General features: G+C 67.8%; 17 protein-coding genes. 7 read left to right on the plus strand and 10 right to left on the minus strand.

What is annotated here, in order from left to right; genetic code table 11:
- The first annotated feature begins 77 nt into the window (after window positions 1-77).
- Complete coding sequence (gene ald, locus DBZ45_RS06130) at window positions 78-1,196, plus strand: alanine dehydrogenase (protein WP_111903053.1); 1,119 nt, start codon at window positions 78-80, stop codon at window positions 1,194-1,196.
- 75 nt (window positions 1,197-1,271) lie between these two features.
- On the opposite strand, the gene DBZ45_RS06135 is transcribed toward ald, so the two are convergent.
- Both DBZ45_RS06135 and DBZ45_RS06140 read right to left on the minus strand, forming a co-directional pair.
- Entirely contained in the window at window positions 1,272-2,336 is a 1,065-nt protein-coding gene (locus tag DBZ45_RS06135; RefSeq protein WP_111903054.1) for a Gfo/Idh/MocA family protein, read from the minus strand.
- Window positions 2,337-2,368: 32 nt separating this feature from the next.
- Window positions 2,369-2,989, minus strand: a complete 621-nt coding sequence (locus DBZ45_RS06140) for a TetR/AcrR family transcriptional regulator (RefSeq protein ID WP_111903189.1) — start codon at window positions 2,987-2,989, stop codon at window positions 2,369-2,371.
- Window positions 2,990-3,113: 124 nt separating this feature from the next.
- On the opposite strand from DBZ45_RS06140, the gene DBZ45_RS06145 reads away from it, so the two are divergent.
- Both DBZ45_RS06145 and DBZ45_RS23170 read left to right on the plus strand, forming a co-directional pair.
- Window positions 3,114-3,680 (plus strand): NAD(P)H-dependent oxidoreductase, encoded by a 567-nt coding sequence (locus DBZ45_RS06145; RefSeq protein ID WP_111903055.1) that lies wholly within the window; start codon window positions 3,114-3,116, stop codon window positions 3,678-3,680.
- Between the two features lie 214 nt (window positions 3,681-3,894).
- Window positions 3,895-4,851, plus strand: a complete 957-nt coding sequence (locus DBZ45_RS23170) for a GerMN domain-containing protein (RefSeq protein ID WP_223256956.1) — start codon at window positions 3,895-3,897, stop codon at window positions 4,849-4,851.
- Here the strand turns inward: DBZ45_RS23170 and DBZ45_RS06155 are convergent.
- Window positions 4,848-5,735 carry an isocitrate lyase/PEP mutase family protein gene (locus DBZ45_RS06155; RefSeq protein ID WP_111903056.1) on the minus strand — a complete coding sequence of 296 codons (888 nt, stop codon included), beginning with the start codon at window positions 5,733-5,735 and terminating at the stop codon, window positions 4,848-4,850. The two genes, DBZ45_RS23170 and DBZ45_RS06155, sit on opposite strands and share 4 nt — an antisense overlap.
- Window positions 5,736-5,859: 124 nt before the next feature.
- On the opposite strand from DBZ45_RS06155, the gene DBZ45_RS06160 reads away from it, so the two are divergent.
- The 3 genes from DBZ45_RS06160 to DBZ45_RS06170 all read left to right on the plus strand — a co-directional run bounded on the left by DBZ45_RS06160 (window position 5,860) and on the right by DBZ45_RS06170 (window position 8,192).
- Window positions 5,860-7,155 (plus strand): aminotransferase-like domain-containing protein, encoded by a 1,296-nt coding sequence (locus DBZ45_RS06160; protein WP_111903191.1) that lies wholly within the window; start codon window positions 5,860-5,862, stop codon window positions 7,153-7,155.
- 54 nt (window positions 7,156-7,209) lie between these two features.
- A complete protein-coding gene (locus tag DBZ45_RS06165; RefSeq protein ID WP_111903057.1) occupies window positions 7,210-7,641 on the plus strand; it encodes a universal stress protein in 432 nt (143 codons plus the stop codon).
- A gap of 212 nt (window positions 7,642-7,853) precedes the next feature.
- Complete coding sequence (locus tag DBZ45_RS06170; RefSeq protein ID WP_111903058.1) at window positions 7,854-8,192, plus strand: hypothetical protein; 339 nt, start codon at window positions 7,854-7,856, stop codon at window positions 8,190-8,192.
- Between the two features lie 14 nt (window positions 8,193-8,206).
- Here the strand turns inward: DBZ45_RS06170 and DBZ45_RS06175 are convergent, their stop codons facing one another.
- The 5 genes from DBZ45_RS06175 to DBZ45_RS06195 all read right to left on the minus strand — a co-directional run bounded on the left by DBZ45_RS06175 (window position 8,207) and on the right by DBZ45_RS06195 (window position 14,036).
- Complete coding sequence (locus DBZ45_RS06175) at window positions 8,207-8,836, minus strand: phosphatase PAP2 family protein (protein WP_111903059.1); 630 nt, start codon at window positions 8,834-8,836, stop codon at window positions 8,207-8,209.
- Between the two features lie 87 nt (window positions 8,837-8,923).
- Entirely contained in the window at window positions 8,924-10,459 is a 1,536-nt protein-coding gene (locus DBZ45_RS06180; protein WP_111903060.1) for a dihydrolipoamide acetyltransferase family protein, read from the minus strand.
- An 86-nt stretch (window positions 10,460-10,545) separates the two neighbouring features.
- On the minus strand, window positions 10,546-11,526 hold the full coding sequence (locus tag DBZ45_RS06185) for an alpha-ketoacid dehydrogenase subunit beta (protein WP_111903061.1): 981 nt from the start codon (window positions 11,524-11,526) through the stop codon (window positions 10,546-10,548).
- Window positions 11,526-12,770: a pyruvate dehydrogenase (acetyl-transferring) E1 component subunit alpha gene (gene pdhA, locus DBZ45_RS06190; protein ID WP_111903062.1), complete on the minus strand. Its 1,245-nt coding sequence runs from the start codon at window positions 12,768-12,770 to the stop codon at window positions 11,526-11,528. The genes DBZ45_RS06185 and pdhA overlap by 1 nt, the downstream gene beginning before the upstream one ends.
- A 147-nt stretch (window positions 12,771-12,917) precedes the next feature.
- A complete protein-coding gene (locus DBZ45_RS06195; RefSeq protein ID WP_111903063.1) occupies window positions 12,918-14,036 on the minus strand; it encodes a histidinol-phosphate transaminase in 1,119 nt (372 codons plus the stop codon).
- Window positions 14,037-14,095: 59 nt separating this feature from the next.
- Here DBZ45_RS06195 and DBZ45_RS06200 point away from each other — a divergent pair, with 59 nt between their 5' ends.
- Window positions 14,096-14,524, plus strand: coding sequence for a phage holin family protein (locus tag DBZ45_RS06200; RefSeq protein ID WP_111903064.1), 429 nt, complete (start codon window positions 14,096-14,098; stop codon window positions 14,522-14,524).
- On the opposite strand, the gene DBZ45_RS06205 is transcribed toward DBZ45_RS06200, so the two are convergent.
- Together DBZ45_RS06205 and DBZ45_RS06210 are read right to left on the minus strand one after the other, a co-directional pair.
- Entirely contained in the window at window positions 14,478-16,073 is a 1,596-nt protein-coding gene (locus tag DBZ45_RS06205; protein WP_111903065.1) for a PE-PPE domain-containing protein, read from the minus strand. The two genes, DBZ45_RS06200 and DBZ45_RS06205, sit on opposite strands and share 47 nt — an antisense overlap.
- Window positions 16,073-16,417 carry a hypothetical protein gene (locus DBZ45_RS06210; protein WP_223256957.1) on the minus strand — a complete coding sequence of 115 codons (345 nt, stop codon included), beginning with the start codon at window positions 16,415-16,417 and terminating at the stop codon, window positions 16,073-16,075. Before DBZ45_RS06210 ends, DBZ45_RS06205 begins: the two co-directional genes overlap by 1 nt.
- Window positions 16,418-16,471 lie beyond the last annotated feature (54 nt).

Raw genomic sequence — 16,471 nt, forward strand, 5'->3', positions numbered from 1 at the left:
CACAGCCGGATCTATTCTGGAATCACAACATTCCCCACACATTCCGGCCTTGCAGCCATCGGATCTGGAGCCCAAAAATGATCATCGGCGTCCCCAAAGAGATCAAGAACAACGAATTCCGCGTCGCCATTACGGCTGCCGGCGTTCACGAATTCCGCACCCACGGCCACACGGTCCTGGTGGAGCGCGGTGCCGGCCTGGGTTCCGGCATCACCGACGAGGAGTACGCCATCGCTGGCGCAGAAATCGTCGCCGACGTCGACGAGGTCTGGTCCCGCGCGGACATGGTGATGAAGGTCAAGGAGCCGATCAAGGCCGAGTACCACCGCTTCCGCAAGGGCCTGATCCTCTTCACCTACCTGCACCTGGCCGCCGAGCCCGAGCTGACCCAGGAGCTCATCAACGCCGGCGTCACCGCGATCGCCTACGAGACCGTCCAGGAAGGCCGCACGCTGCCCCTGCTCGCGCCCATGTCCGAGGTGGCCGGTCGGCTCTCCGTCCAGGTCGGTGCGACCTCCCTGATGGCGCCGGCCGGCGGCAAGGGCGTGCTGCTGGGCGGCGTCCCGGGCGTCCGCCCGGCCAAGGTCGTGGTCCTGGGCGCAGGCGTCGCGGGCACCAACGCTGCCGCCATGGCCCTGGGCCTCGGCGCCGACGTCACCATCCTGGACATCAACATCAACCGGCTGCGCGAACTCGACGCCCAGTACCAGGGCCGGCTCAAGACTGTCGCCTCCAACAAGTACGAGATCGAGAAGTCCGTGGTGGACGCCGACCTCGTGATCGGCTCCGTGCTCATTCCCGGCGCTAAAGCCCCCAAGCTGGTGACCAACGAACTCGTGGCGCGCATGAAGCCCGGCTCGGTGCTCGTCGACATCGCCGTGGACCAGGGCGGCTGCTTCGAGGACACGCACCCCACCACGCACCAGGAGCCCACGTACAAGGTCCACAACACCATCTTCTACTGCGTGGCCAACATGCCCGGCGCCGTCCCGAACACCTCCACCTACGCGCTGACCAACGTCACGCTCCGCTACGGCGTGGCCCTGGCAAACCTCGGTGTCAAGGCTGCCTTCGAGAAGGATCCCGCACTCGCCGCCGGCCTGAACATCGCCGCGGGCCACGTGGCGCACCACTCCGTCTCCGAGGCACACAACCTGCCCCTCGTGGCGGACTGGCACGAGCTGGTCTCCGCGTAACACCGGGGAGACCGCCGCTGGTTGAGCTCGCCGAAACCCACCCTTGGTTTCGACAAGCTCAACCAGCGGTTTCGTTTAAGCCAGCTCGCGGGCCTGCTCGATCAGCTTCAGGACCTCCACGGGGCCGGCCGGGTCTACTGGCACCGGCAATGACGAGGCGGCACCGCCGTCGGCGATCTTAGCTGCGAGAATGCGGTAGAACTCGGGGTAGTTCCCGCGCTCGGTCGGCAGCCGGTCCAGGTGCCCGTCGCGGCCCAGCTGCCCGGCCCACTCGGCGGCCTCCACGCCGTACTCCGCATCCAGCGGGCTCCCGCCGGCGACGATGTACGGCTCCTGCGGGTCCACGCCGTGCTTGGTGTAGCCGCCGCCGGTGCCGAGGATCCGGTAGCGCGGCCCCTGCTGGGCGCAGAGCATGTTCATCCAGTGGTGGCTGAGCACGCCGCTCTCGTGCCGCACGATCACGAAGCAGTCATCATCTGTCTTTTCGCCCGGGCGCCGGGCCAGGAGCTCGGCATGGACCACCTCGCCCGGGCCGAAGAGCTGCAGCGCCTGGTCCAGGAGGTGGGTGCCGAGGTCGAACAGGACACCGCCGCCGTCGGCCGCCGTCGCCTCCGCCTTCCAGGCCTTGGCAACCTCGGGCGACCACCGTTCAAACCGTGATTCGAACCGCGCGACCTCCCCCAGCACGCCGCGCTCCAGTAGGGCTTTGACCGTGAGGTAGTCCCCGTCCCAGCGCCGGTTCTGGAACACCGTCAGCACCCGCCCCAGCTGCTCAGCGAGCGCGACCAGCTCCTGCCCCTGGCCGCTAGTCACGGCGAACGGCTTGTCGACGACGACGTCTAGCCCGGCCTCAAGCGCCGCCTTCGCCAGCGGGTAGTGGGTGGCCGGCGGCGTCCCCAGCACCACAAGGTCAAGGTCAGGGGCCAGCGCAAGTACGGCGTCGCCGTCGGGCACTGTCTTCACGCCCGGGTACTGTCCGACGGCGGCCGCCTGCCGGCCGGGGTCGGAGGTGGCGATGACATCCAGCGAGTAGCTTGGGTCCGCCGCGACCAGCGGCGCATGGAAAACCCGGCCGGACAGGCCAAACCCCACCACGGCGGTGCGGATGGGAGCGGAGGGTGTGGAGGAATCGGTGCTCATGGTGCCACGCTACCCCCTGGGCCGGTCCCGCTTCAGCCGCCCGCAGCTCCGACGACGCGGATCACCAGCTCGCGCCAGGAATCCTCCAGCCGCCCTGGCGAAACGTGCTGCACGCGGACGGCGTGCAGCAGCCGTTCGGGTTCGAGGGTTGCGCTGAGGGACATGGCCATGAGCCACGGGTCAGCATCGAATCCCGCCGAACGCAGCAGGTGCTCAATGTGCCGGTGCCACAACACCGCCGCGGGCGCCTCAAACCTGTTGTGCAGGGACGTTTCCGCGGCCCGTGCGAGCTCGCCGTACTCCATGACATACCGGATGCGTTCGGCACCGAAGGCGATCAGCCGTTCCAGCGGCGGCGCCCCGGGGCCAAGGGGCGGCGGCCCAAACATGAAGCGGCCTTGGAACTCGGCTTCGGCGTCGCTGAGCAGGGTCATCATCAGGCCGGCGCGGCTGCCGAAACGGCGGAACACGGTTCCCTTGCCCACGCCTGCACGTTCGGCCAGCTTGTCCATGGTCACGCCGTCGGCGCCGCATTCCTCCACGAGCTGCCGGGCAGCGCACAGGAGCAGCTCCCGGTTCCGGGCAGCATCGCTGCGTTCCGCTCCGGAGCCGGACGCGGACGAGGATCCGGAACGGATTGGAATGAGGCTCACACCAAGCATTGTAGTCCCGGGAATAATATCCGGACCGCAGTCCGTTTAGACTGGATGAAGGCACCAACTGCCTCCAAGAACCACTCGCCTCGGAGCGTTCCGCGGCAGGACCTAAGGAGTTCACATGTCCAAGAGCACCGTACTCGCCCTGGTGGGAAGCCTGCGCGCCGACTCCCACAACCGCAAGCTTGCCGAAGCCATCCAGCTGAACGCCCCTGAGGGCCTCGCGATCGTGATCCACGACAGCTTGGGCAACATCCCGTTCTACAACGAGGACATCGACGTCGAGGGTCAGGTCCCGGCCGCCGCTACCGCGCTGCGCGAGGCAGCCGGCCAGGCTGATGCCCTTCTGCTGGTGACCCCCGAGCACAACGGCACCATGCCCGCCTCGCTCAAGAACGCCATCGACTGGCTGTCCCGCCCGTACGGCGCCGGCGCCCTCACCGGAAAGCCCACAGCCGTCGTCGGCACCGCGTTCGGCCAGTTCGGCGGCGTCTGGGCCCAGGACGAGGCCCGCAAGGCCGTTGGCATCGCCGGCGCCCGCGTCCTGGAGGATGCCAAGCTCGCCGTCCCCGGCTCCATGGTCCGCTTCGCGGAAACCCATCCCAAGGACGACGCCGAGGTTGTTGAGCAGATCAAGGAACTCTTCGTTGCCCTTGCCGCCGTCGAGCCCGCCGGCGCAGCCGCTTAGGCAGCTCCCCTCCTTGCACGCCCCCGGCCCGCCAGCGGCCGGGGGGCGTGCGCCTCTTCCGGCCTCAGCCCGCCGACCGGGCGCCGGGGGACGGCTGCAACCAATCCGTGACTGAGCTGCCGCCAAACTGACACCCGGGCACCGTTCCCCGGCCCGCCGCCCCGCCGTAACGTTGATGTACGGGACGTGCCGGGGCAGGGAGTGCGGTGCAGTCATGAACTCGAGCTGGGGAGTCAGACCGCTGACGGCGGCGGTTGCAGCCTTCTGCCTGACATTGCCCTTGTGGCTCGGCGCCTGCGTCCCGCTCGAACAAAATGCTTACGACGCCGGGCCCTCCCCCGCCGTGGCACCCGAACCCCGCCCGGCTCCTCCGGTGAGCCCGCCCGAGGAAGCCGGCGCGCCCACCGCCCCCGGATCCAGCATGGAACCCGGGCTTGGAGCCTCGGGCCAGGGTGCCCCTGGTGCCGGCGCAACAGGTCAGGGAACAGTTGGCGGGGTTGCCGAACCGGTGCCTCCGGCCGGCTCAACTGCTCCGCCCGGTGACTCGAAGCCCGGCGGCCAACCTGCCGGCTCCCCAACTGCAGGGGGATCCGGGCCTGGCGGGCTTCCGTCCGCCGGCGTTGCCGGTCCGGACACCGGTCCTGACACCCAGGCACAACTGCCGGGCTCCGGACTGCAGCCCGCGCCTGCCTCGGGGGCCGCGGCCGGTCCGGCTGTCGGCGGCCCCGCAGCCGGTTCCACGTCGCCGGGGACCGGGACCGGCGAAGCCAGCGCCGGCACTGCGGTTTACTACGTTGCCCTCGACGACGGCGGAACGTCCGGCGTGCGCTTCGGCTGCAACGACAGCCTGGTGGCCGTGCACCAGGCCGACTCATCCACCAGCGAGCCACTGCAGGCCGCCATGGGCAGGCTGCTGTCCGGCCCCGGCGCACCGCCCGCGAGCGGCCTGTACAACGCCCTGTCAGCATCCTCGCTCCAGTACGTGTCCGGCTACCTCGACGGCACCACCGTGGTGGTGAACCTGACCGGCGCAGTGCAGCCGGGCGGCGTCTGCGATCTTCCGCGGATCGAAGCACAGCTCACCCATACAGCCGTCACGGCCGTAGGTGCCGTCCGGGCGGAAATCTACGTCAGCGGCGTGCCGCTGACCGAAGTTCTCGGCCTCCGCTAGCCCCTGCCTTCCGGTGAGAACAGCGCGTCCATGTCAGCATGGCTCGGCGAACCCGCGAGCTCCGACCAGTTGCCGTCGCCCAGGATTTCGGCGGCCACTCGGGAGACCGTTGCATAGGCCGCCTTCGCGGCATTGCCGCCGATACTGACCCGCCGCACACCGGCGTCGTGCAGTTCGCCCACCGACGCCGATCCGACGCCGGCAAGTGCATTCACAGGCGCCGGTATCCGCCTGCTGAGCTCATGCAGGATGTGCAGGTCCGTCACGCCGGGAACGAAGATTCCGTCGGCCCCGGCGGCAAGACAGCGTTCGGCGCGCTCCAGCGTTTCCTCGAACGCCGAGTCCCCGAACTGCCCGGAAAGGTACGTGTCCGTCCGGGCATTGATGAAGAGGTTCACTCCGGACTCTGCCGCGATGCTGCGGACCAGACTGATCCGCCGGGCCTGCTCGTCGGCGTCAGTAAGACGTATCCCGCCCGAGTCTTCGATGTTCACGCCCACGGCGCCGGCACCCAGCACCGCCGTGACGGTCTGTCGGAGCAGCCCGTCGTCGAAAGCGCCGTCCGCACCCGCATACCCGGCCTCGATATCCGCCGTGACCGGGAGACTCGTCGTCGCGATGATCCTGCGGAGCGCGTCGAACGCCAGACCCGGCGGCACGTGGCTGCCGTCGGGGTACCCCAGGCTCCAGGAGATGGCCGAACTCGAGGTGGCAATGGCCTGCGCCCCGGCCTTCTCCACGAGCCGGGCCGATGCCGCATCCCACACGTTCACGAGCACCAGCGGAACAGCACCGCCCGCGTGCATGCGGCGGAAGGCCTCGGCCTTGCCGGTTTGGGACAGTGCGGGCTGGGATAGTGCGTGCTGGGGCTCGAGTGACGTCATGGCTCCATTCCATGCCTTGGTCTGCCGAAGGTAAAGGCGCCCCGCGGCCCCAGTTGCGGATGTTCCACAAATGCTGGTCAACAGCTGTTGCCTGATCAGCAACCGATGGCTGTACTCTGGGACTGTGACCCACGAGACACTCGACGCCGCCGCAGCCGTCCTCCCCGCCGAAGCCATCGACGCCATCGAGCGGGCCGCGACATCAGCCCACCGCCACGACGAACTCTTCTCCGAGCGCGCCGCGAACATCAAGCAGTCGGCGGTGCGGGATGTTTTCGACATTTCCATGCGGCCGGGCTTGGTCTCGCTGGCCGGCGGTAGCCCCTACCTGCAGTCACTGCCCCTCGACAAGCTCGCCCAGACGGCCGCCCGGATCATCGCCGAGGACGGCCTCACCGCGCTTCAGTACGGCGGCGGCCAGGGCACGGAGGAACTGCGCACCCAGATCTGCGAAGTCATGGCCGCCGAGGGGATCCTGGACGCCCGGCCCGAGAACGTGGTGATCACCGCGGGCTCGCAGTCCGCGCAGGATGTGGCCACCAAGGTGTTCTGCAACCCAGGCGACGTGGTGCTTGTGGAGGAGCCCACCTACGTGGGCGCGCTGAACACGTTCGAGGCTTACCAGGTCCAGGTGGAGGCCGTTCCCTTGGACGACGACGGGCTGGTGCCTGATCTTCTTGAGGCCAGGATCGCGGCGCTCCAGACCGCCGGGAAAAACATCAAGTTCCTCTACACCATCCCCAACTTCAACAACCCGTCGGGCATCACGCTGGCGCAGGAGCGCCGGCAGCAGATCGTGGACATCTGCCGCCGCGCCAACATCCTGGTGCTGGAGGACAACCCTTACGGCCTGCTGAGGTTCGACGGCGAGCCGCTGGCGCCGCTGCGCACAGGCAACCCCGACGACGTCATCTACATGGGCTCGTTCTCGAAGATCTTTGCACCGGGCCTGCGCATCGGCTGGGCCCTGGTTCCGGCCCACCTGCAGCGCCGCTACTACCTGGCCTCGGAGGCGGTCACACTCTGCCCGCCCACGCTGAACCAGATGCTCGTCTCCGCCTATCTCCGGGACTACGACTGGAAGGGCCAGATCGAGACGTACCGCGGGCTGTATGCCGAACGCTGCCACGCGATGCTGGCGGCGCTGGAGAAGCACATGCCCGAAGGGCTGAGCTGGACTCGGCCTCAAGGCGGATTCTTCGTCTGGGTGACGCTGCCGGAGGGCGTGGACACGTATCCCCTCCTCCACAAGGCGATTGATGCCGGTGTCGTCTTCATTCCCGGCGCCGCCTTCACTCACTCGGACGTCCCGTCGAACAAACTCCGCCTTGCTTTCAGCGCCGTTCCGCCGGAGGCAATCGCCGAGGGCGTGCGGCGTCTGGCTCCGGTGCTGCAGGAAGCCATAGACGCGTTGGCTTGAGCTGCGGCCGGCGGGGACATCAGATCATTCGCGATATTCAAAGGAGATAAGGACATGGCGGAAACCATTGTTGTGGGTGTGGACGGAAGCGGCACCGCGCGTAAGGCAGCGGAGGTGGCGCGAGACTTGGCCGGCGCGCTCGGCGCCCGGCTCCATGTTGTGTCCGCGTTCGATACCGACCGGACCGAAGTCTTCGGCAGCGGCAGCGACCGGTGGATCGTGTCGGATGCCGGCGAGGCCGAAAAGGTGGCCCGGGAGGTGGCAGCTGCTTTGGCGGGCGGCGAACTCAAGATCACCTACTCCGCCGCACGGGGCAAGCCGGCCGAGGCCCTGGTCAAGGAGGCGGACCGCCTCGAGGCCAGGATGATCGTGGTGGGAAACCGCCGCATGCAGGGCCTCGGGCGCGTGCTGGGCAGCGTGGCGAACAGCGTGGCACACAGTGCGTCCTGCGACGTCTACATCGCAAATACCTACGGAGCGGACTAGCCCCAGCGCGGGCTAGCCACAGCGCCAGCCTGACTTGGGCCGGCCTGCCCGCCACGGGCGGCCTGCCGACGCCAGCCTGACTTGACGCGGATCACCCCGGCTGGTGCGCAGTCTCACCACGTTTTCCGGCAGTCCGGCATGGCCTGAAAGATAAAATTGGAGGAGCCCCCGATGGTGCGGACAAACCCAAATCTACCTTTCAGGGGAACACTGTGCTTACACTCCAGCGGCGCCACCTCGTCGGCCACGACATCCTCCTCGCCCGCCACGGCAACCACATCAGCGCCATGCGCGTGGACCGCTCCGCGGGCCGTGTGATCGCCCTCCTCGACGACGGCTCCTTGGACAGCGCCCCGAACCTCATCTCCCCCGACCTGCAGCTGCCGGACACGCTGAAGAGCGTCCTCCGCGAGGACTGGAAGTTCCTCACGCTCGTGAGCTCCGGCATCGCCGCCGTATCCGGCGTCATGCTGGCCGCCGCGGTGAGCATGGCGAATATGTCCGCCGATCCGGCCATGGCTCAGCTGCTGGCCGGCTCCTACGCCTACTAAGCCGGCCTCCGGCGTCACCCGATCCGGACCAGCACCTCACGCAGCAGCCACCACAGCCCGGCGGTGACGCCGCCGCCCACCAGCGCGCCTGCAACAACCTGCGCCACCGTATGTGCGCGCAACACCACCCTGGACCAGCCCACAGCGGGAATCAGCAGCAACAGCGGAAGCCACGAGGCGCCCAGGATCAGCACCGCGTTGACCGTGGTCAGCGCGATCGCCCCGGCGTGGCCACTGATTTTCCAGAACAGGCTGATGGCCGCGAGCACCACCACGCCGCCCACGATGGCCAGCACCACCACAATGACGCTGTACGGCGCATTGATGGCCAGGAGCACCGCCAGGCCCGCGAGCAGTGACACCACCGTCATGGCAAGCACCGGTGCCCGTTGCTTGCGGTTACTCACATGGTGGTCTGTCACCTTGCCCAGACGGACCAGAAGGACGACGGCGGCCAGGGGCAGCACGCACACAAACAGCACCGCCACGGCGCCGAACCAGACGGTGCCCGGAAAGCCGGGTTCCAGGGCCGGACTGAGGAGCAGCAGCAGAGCCACGGTGATCGGCGGCTGAAGCGCTTCCGTGATGACCCGGGCCACGCGGTTCTCCACGCGGATGCTGATGATCCCGCGATCCTCACCCATGGGAAACCCCGTCCCTGATTGTCCGGCCCTCCCCCCTTTCCCCGGAGGGTACCGCTCCGGGGACCGTCAGTCGAGCAGCAGGGCAGGTCAGTCGAGCAGCAGTGCCGGCTCCTCCAGGATGGCGGCGACGTCGGCCATGAAGCGGGCTGAAAGGTCGCCGTCCACCACGCGGTGGTCAAAGGATCCGCCGAGCGTGGTGATCCAGCGCGGAATGACCTCGCCGTCCAGGACCCACGGCTTTTGCTTGATGGTGCCAAACGCCACGATGGCCACTTCACCGGGGTTGATGATGGGGGTTCCGGTGTCGATGCCGAGGGCGCCGATATTGGTGACCGTCAGCGTGCCACCCTGCATCTGCGCCGGCTGGGTCTTACCGGCACGCGCGGTGGTGGCGAGCTCATTGAGGGCCAGCGCCAGTTCCTTGAGCGACAGGTCCTGGGCGTTCTTGATGTTCGGTACCATGAGCCCGCGGGGTGTGGCCGCGGCGATGCCCAGGTTCATGAAGTGCTTGATGTGGATCTCCGCGGCGTCGCTGCCGTCCGTGTTGTCCACCCAGGTGGCGTTCACGCTCGGGTTCCGCGCTGCGGCCCAGATGACAGCCTTCGCAAGGATCAGCAGCGGGGAGACCTTGATGCCCTCGAAGTCGCGCGAAGCCTTGAGCCGCTTGACGAATTCCATGGTGCGGCTGGCATCAACGTCCACGAAGATGCTCACATGCGGCGCGGAGAACGCCGACTCCACCATTGCCTTCGCGGTGGCCTTGCGAACCCCCTTGACCGGGATCCGTTCGATCCGCTGTTCCTGGGGACGGCCTGACGTGCCCCAGAAGGTGTCCGCCTTGTCCAGTTCCGCATCGCGCTGCGCCTGGTAGCTGACCAGGTCCTCGCGGGTCACCTCGCCGCGTGCGCCCGTGGCCACGACGTCGGCCAGGTCAATGCCCAGGTCGCGGGCAATCTTCCGCACCGGCGGCTTTGCCAGAACCCTGTTCATGAGCCCGGAAATGGCCCCGCCCAGCGTTGGCTTGTCAGTCTCGAGAGCGGGCGTCCACTCGGGCCGCCTCGGCACGACGGGAGCGGCCACCGGCCCGGCGCTGGCCGGACCGTCCAAGAGCGCATCCTTCGCGGACAGCGGCTGGACAGGCTCGACTTCCGGAGCGCCGTGAACGGCATCGGCCGGAATCGCCGGCCTCGTCTTGCGCGGGCGCCGCTTCACGGCGTCAGCCTTGGGGCCTGAACCTACCAGCGGACCGGCGGCCGGGCCGCCGTCGGCAGCTCCACCAGCAGCAGCTTCGCCGTCGGCCGGGAGCGTTCCGTACATCAGCGCAGGCCCAGTGGCCTCGACGGCGGGCACCGGGGCGTCGGCCGGTGTGGGGTCGCCGTGCATGGCGTCAGAGACGCTGATGATTGCGGTCCCGACGTCGACAGTCGCCCCTTCCGGGACCAGCAGTTCGGTGACGGTACCGGCAAACGGCGACGGGAGCTCAACGAGGGACTTGGCCGTCTCGATCTCGCACAGGACGTCATTGATGGCCACCTCATCGCCGGGCTTGACCTTCCACGAAACGATCTCTGCCTCGGTCAGGCCCTCACCGACGTCGGGGAGGTTGAACTTGTTAAGCGTCATGGGATCCTCGGGTTCGAAAGCTCGGCGCCCCGGGAGGTGCGGAGCCGGTAGGCGAAAGAGTCAACAGGTGCTGGTGCGCGGCGGCGTCAGTACGCGAAAGCGCGGTCCAGTGCCTCAAGGATGCGGTCGATGTCCGGAAGGTAGTCCTCTTCGACCTTGGCCACGGGGTACGGCATGTGGAAGCCGCCCACCCGGATGACCGGCGCCTCCAGCGAATGGAAGGCCCGTTCGCTGATCCGCGCGGCGATTTCACCGCCGATGCCGCCGAAGGTGGGAGCCTCGTGCGCCACGATCAGCCGGCCCGTCTTCTTGACGGAGGCCTCGATGGCGTCGAAGTCGATCGGCGAGATGGAGCGAAGGTCGATCACTTCAATGCTGCGGCCGTCCTCCGCCGCGGCATTGGCGGCGGCGAGGGCCACGGGGACGAGCGGGCCGTAGACCACCACCGTGGCGTCGGTTCCCTCCCGGACCACCTGTGCCTTGAACGGGTCCTCGGCCGGGCCCGCTGACTCGGTGTCAACCTCGCCCTTGAGCCAGTAGCGGCGCTTCGGTTCGAAGAAGATCACCGGGTCCTGGCAGTTCACGGCCTGCTGGATCATCCAGTAGGCATCGTGGGGGTTGGACGGAGTGATGATGCGCAGACCGGGGGTATGCGCGAACAGCGCCTCCGGTGACTCGGAGTGGTGCTCGATGGAACCGATGCCGCCGCCATAGGGGATGCGGATGACCACTGGCACAGTGAGGTTGCCGTTGCTGCGCGAGTGCATTTTCGCCAGCTGGGTGGTGATCTGGTTGAAGCCGGGGAAGACGAAGCCGTCGAACTGGATCTCGGCGACGGGGAGGTAGCCGCGCAATGCCAGGCCGATCGCGGTGCCGATGATGCCGGATTCTGCGAGCGGGGTGTCCACCACCCGGTCCGCTCCGAATTCGCCGATCAGGCCGTCGGTGACGCGGTAGACGCCGCCGAGCGGGCCGATGTCCTCGCCCATGAGCAGGGACTTGGGGTTGTTGCTGAGCGTGGCGCGCAGGCCTTCATTGATGGCCTTGGCAATGGTCATGGTGGTCATCAGCGGCCAGCCCCTTCTCCCTCGTCGCCGCCGGCAAAGCCCGCGCTGTACTCTTCGAACCACGCCAGTTCCTCGGCCACAAGCGGGTGCGCCTCGACGTAGGTGTTGGCAAAGGCGGTCCTGATATCCGGTGCGTCCGACTCGTACGTGGACTTGCGGATGTACGCGGCGAGTTCGTCGCCGTCGGCGGCAACCTGGGCGAAGAAGGCCTCATCGGCCATGCCCTCGGCGCGGAGGTACTTCTCCAGCCGGTCCAGCGGGTCCTTTTCGCGCCAGAGGGCCTCTTCCGAGGACTCGCGGTACTTCGTGGGGTCGTCGGCCGTGGTGTGGGCGCCCACGCGGTAGGTGAAGGCCTCAATGAGCACCGGGCCGTTGCCCTGGCGTGCATGCTCGAGCGCCCACTCGGTGACGGCGTGGACCGCCACGACGTCGTTGCCGTCCACGCGGATGCCCGGGAAGCCGTAGCCCTTGGCGCGGTTGGAGAGCGGGATCCGGGTCTGCACAGCGGTGGGCACGGAGATGGCCCAGTGGTTGTTCTGGCAGAAGAAGACCACCGGGGCGTCGTAGGAGGACGCGAACACCATGGACTCGTGGACGTCGCCCTCGGAGCTGGCACCGTCGCCGAAGTAAACCATGACGGCCGCCTTCGGCTCGGCCGGGCCGTCGGCGCCCTGGTCGCTCCCCACTCCTTTAGCCGCTGCCAGCCGCTGGTCGCGCTGGATGCCCATGGCGTACCCAACGGCGTGCGGCGTCTGCGCAGCCAGCACCAGCGTGTACAGGTGGAAGTTGGTGTCCTTGGGGTTCCAGCCGCCGTTGGAGACGCCGCGGAACTGCTTCAGCAGCTCGGCCAGGTCCACGTTGCGGGTCAGGGCGACGCCGTGCTCGCGGTAGGTGGGGAAGATGTAGTCCTGCGGCTGGCTGGCGCGCCCGGATCCGATCTGGGCTGCTTCCTGTCCCGTCAGCGGAACCCACAGCGCCAGCTGGCCCTGCCGCTGCAGGGCCGTGGCTTCCTGGTCGAAACGGCGAATGGCCGCCATGTCCGCGTAGAAACCCCGGAGTTTTTCGGCGTCGAGACGCTCCGCATACTCCGAGAACACGGAGTCGGTGCCCAACGTGCCATCGGGGCCCAGAAGCTGGACCATTTCAGTCGAAGGCACGCCCAGGGCCGCCTCGGCCTGCGCCTCGAGCTGGTCGTCCAGTTCCGTTCCATCGAACTCGGTGGAGGGCAGATGTGTTGCGCCCATACCGTCTCCTGCCTGCCGCATCCGGATGCGTTGCAATGTCGCTGGGATATATGCCTCACAAGGAATGCATTCCCGACGAGGCATATATATTTGGCTTACTGTTCCTTACTTTATCCGGCGTAGGTAGCGCCGGCTGTTTGTTAAGCGCTAGGAACGGCGTGGCGGTTTTGTGTACTCCGCACAGAGTTCCAGGAATCGCGTGTTCGCTTCCACTTCGCCGATACTCACCCGGACACCTTCGTTTCCGAAGGCGCGCACGGACAGCGCGCGTTCCCCGGCGAGCCGGGCGAACTCCGCGCTGTTCTCCCCGAGATCGAGCCAGACGAAGTTCCCCTGCGCGTCGGGAACGAACCAGCCGAGGTCCCGGAGACCTGCTGTTACACGGTCCCGTTCCGCCACCAGGCTTTGTACCCTTTCTACAACCTGGCCGAAATTCTGCAGGGACACAACGGCGGCCTGTTCGGCGATCTGCGATACCGCGAACGGGGTGGCGGCGACGCGCAGGTGCTGGGTGAGCTGGGGCTGGGAAACGCTGTAGCCGACCCGGAGGCCGGCGAGGCCGTGTGCCTTGGAGAACGTCCTGAGCACCACCACGTTGGGGTACTTGCGGTACATCCTGATGCCGTCCACCGCGTCTTCCGCGCGGACGAACTCCTGGTAGGCCTCATCGATGACCACCACAACGTCCGACGGCACCGCCCCGATAAAGCGCTCAGTTTCCTCGGCGGTCAGGATGGGGCCCGTGGGGTTGTTAGGGGTGCAGAGCAGGATCACCCTGGTTCGCGCGGTCACGGCCGCGGCCATGGCGTCAAGGTCATGGCGGCCGTCAGCGCTCACCGGGATCCGCACGCTCTCTGCCCCTGCCAGCCCCACGCAGATGGGATAGGCCTCGAAGGAGCGCCAGGCGTAAATGACTTCGTCGGGCTTGCCATCGTCATTCTGGCCGGCGAACGTGGTCAGCAGCTGGGTGAGTGCGCCGAGGCTGCCGGCACCGGTGACGATATCCTCGGCCGGGACATCGAGGAATTCTGCGAGCGCGGTGCGGAGCTTGGTGCTGAGCGGGTCCGGGTACCGGTTGAAGTCGGTCTGGGCGGCAATGGCCTCCACCACGGCCGGGATGGGCGGCAGTGGGTTCTCGTTGGACGACAGTTTGTAGCTGGCAAGGCCGTCGACGGCGACGGGCGGCTTGCCGGCAGCGTAGCGGGGCAAACGGTCAACCACCGGTCGCGGCCTCAGGCCCCCCGCCATGGTCTCTGATGAAGTCATGCCACCTAGCCTATGCCCCCGACTGCCTGCCCCACCTTGCGGTGTGACAGCATGGGCGCATGCGGTCTTTCATCATGCGAGTGATCATTAATGGACTGGCGCTGTGGATTGCCAGCTGGCTTCTGCCCGGTCTGGATATCTCCGCCACAGCCACCACAGAAGCTGTAGCCAAGACCGGGGTGAACCAGGGAACTGACGCCGCCGGCATTGTCCTCGCGTACCTGTTCATCGGACTGATTTTCGGCCTGGTCAATGCCTTCGTGCGGCCGATCGTCAGCTTCCTCTCCTTGCCCATCACCATCCTGACGCTGGGCCTGTTCACCGTTGTGATCAACGCCGCGATGCTCTACCTCACCTCCTGGATCAGCGGCTACACGCCCGTGCACTTCACCATCGATACGTTCTTCTGGACCGCCGTGCTGGCCGCCATCATCATCACCGTCATTTCGCTGGTGGCAGACCGGGTCCCCGGCGCCCGCCACCGCTGACACCCCCGCCCGGCAGCTCGCGAGCTCCGCCGAGTTCCCGGCGGACTGACTGGCCGGGAAGGATTGCCCTGCCGGGACCGAGTTGCGCCGGACCGGGCTGGCCAAGACCGGAGGTGCCCAGAGCGGGCAGTGGCGGCTGCGGAGTGGGCACGGGCGGTCTCGGTGCACGGACCAGCTGGAAGCGGGTGACCCTCGCCGCTCCGCCCGCGCCCACCACCCCGGCAAGCGCGGCCGTAGACGCCGCCAGCGAAGGATCCGGACTCGCGGAGACTGCCCGGGCACCCGCCTCGTAGTTGCTGAGCCTGTGCCCGGGGCCAAGGCCGCCGTCCTCACTGGCGGGCGTCCTGACCAAACCGTTCAGCGTTACTGTCACCCTGTCCCTGGTGTCGGGATTGGGAAGGCCCTCGCTGCCGGGAACCCAGTCCTGCCGGTGCTCCAGATGCAGGCTGCTGACGCCCGGCTCCGGAGTTATGGCGCCGACAGGCGATCCTGCGGTCAGCACGTACTTGAGGTTATAGTCGGCAAGGAAGGCCTTGTCCTGGCTCAGGTTCATCGCGTGGATTCCGCCCTGGCTGTAGCCCACGGCCACCACCTGGTCACCGGCCTCAGCACCGGCCTGGCGCAGAGCCGCCCGGATGGCTGCGGCCGTGTACTCGGACCCGTACCCCAACGATTCGCCGACTCCGGCCTCGTCGAAGGGGTTGGGGCCTCCCATGTTGCCGGGCTGGGTTCCGGGGATGACGACGATAAACGCGTCCCGACCACCGGTGGTTGTCTGGATGATCTCGATTCGGCCGGGGCCGGCGTCTGCCACCTCCCCTGCCCGGGCAAGGAGACCTGACGGAGAGGCGTCCAGGGCAATCTCGCCGGAGCCTTCCTGCAGCGCCGTCACGGGCCGCGGCTTCAGGTCGGGCCTTACCCGGTCCAGCAGCATGCGGACAAGGACCGGCGCACTGGAACCCCCGCCGGAGGCAAGCCCCATTTTCACGGCGGCATCCGCCTCACCGGACGGCATTCCCAGAAGCGCGGCCAGAAAGGCACCAGCCACCACCGGATCGCTCGAGGCGATCGCCTCGGTGCTTGCCGTGTTGGGGCGCCAGTCCCGCCAGTCCCGGGCCAGGGCAAGGTCTACCGCCTGCCGCCCCCACAACCATGGTGCGTCCCAGTGGAGATGTGTGATGAGCAGATTCGCCGTCTCGGCGGCGCTGTACTCGAGCTGGCAGGCGCGAACACCCCCGGCCAGGCGCTCCAGCTCCTCCCGCACCGCCGCCACGGAGCGCTGACCTTCCCAGACGGCAGTGAGGGCCGCGGCACCGCTGGCCGGATCCTCCCGCTGGTAGCTTCCCAGCGATTCCCAGACCCGATAGATGCCCAGCTCGACAGACGCCAGGTCCCGGGCGAGCAAATCCAGCTCCCGTGCCCCCGAATCCAGTTCCTCGAGCTGGAAGGAGATCCCACCTACTCCACCCCGCACGGAAAGGACAGCATCGGATGCCGGCACGACGGGGCGGAGCTGCCCGCCGCCTCCGCCGGGCGCGTCCTCGGCCATCAGTAGCCCCCGGCGGCGGGGAGGACGGACTCGGCGACGCGGACGGAGTGTCGCCGCAGTGCGAGGGCGGCGGCATGCACTCCTTCCCGGGCCCGGCAAAGGGCAACGGCCTGTACGCGCAGGCTGGACCTGTAAGCCAGCCCGGCGGGCGACTGCCAGTCCATCAGCTGGAGCTGCGCAAGCCTTGCCTGGACGGCATCGACCTGCTCCGCGCAGGCCTCAACCCGCCCGGCCAACAGCTGGACCTCAAAACTGCGCGACGAGCATGCTGCGGCGTCGGCCGCCATGACGCTGACACTGCTCCCTGTGACGCGGGCGCTGCCCGCCGTGATGCTGGCGCTCATCCGAATACCCCCATCCAACTGCCGGCCGGCGTTCCGGCGTCAGCCATTTCCGTG

This window comes from Arthrobacter globiformis (genome assembly GCF_003261175.1).
GTDB classification, from domain to species: domain Bacteria; phylum Actinomycetota; class Actinomycetes; order Actinomycetales; family Micrococcaceae; genus Arthrobacter; species Arthrobacter globiformis_A.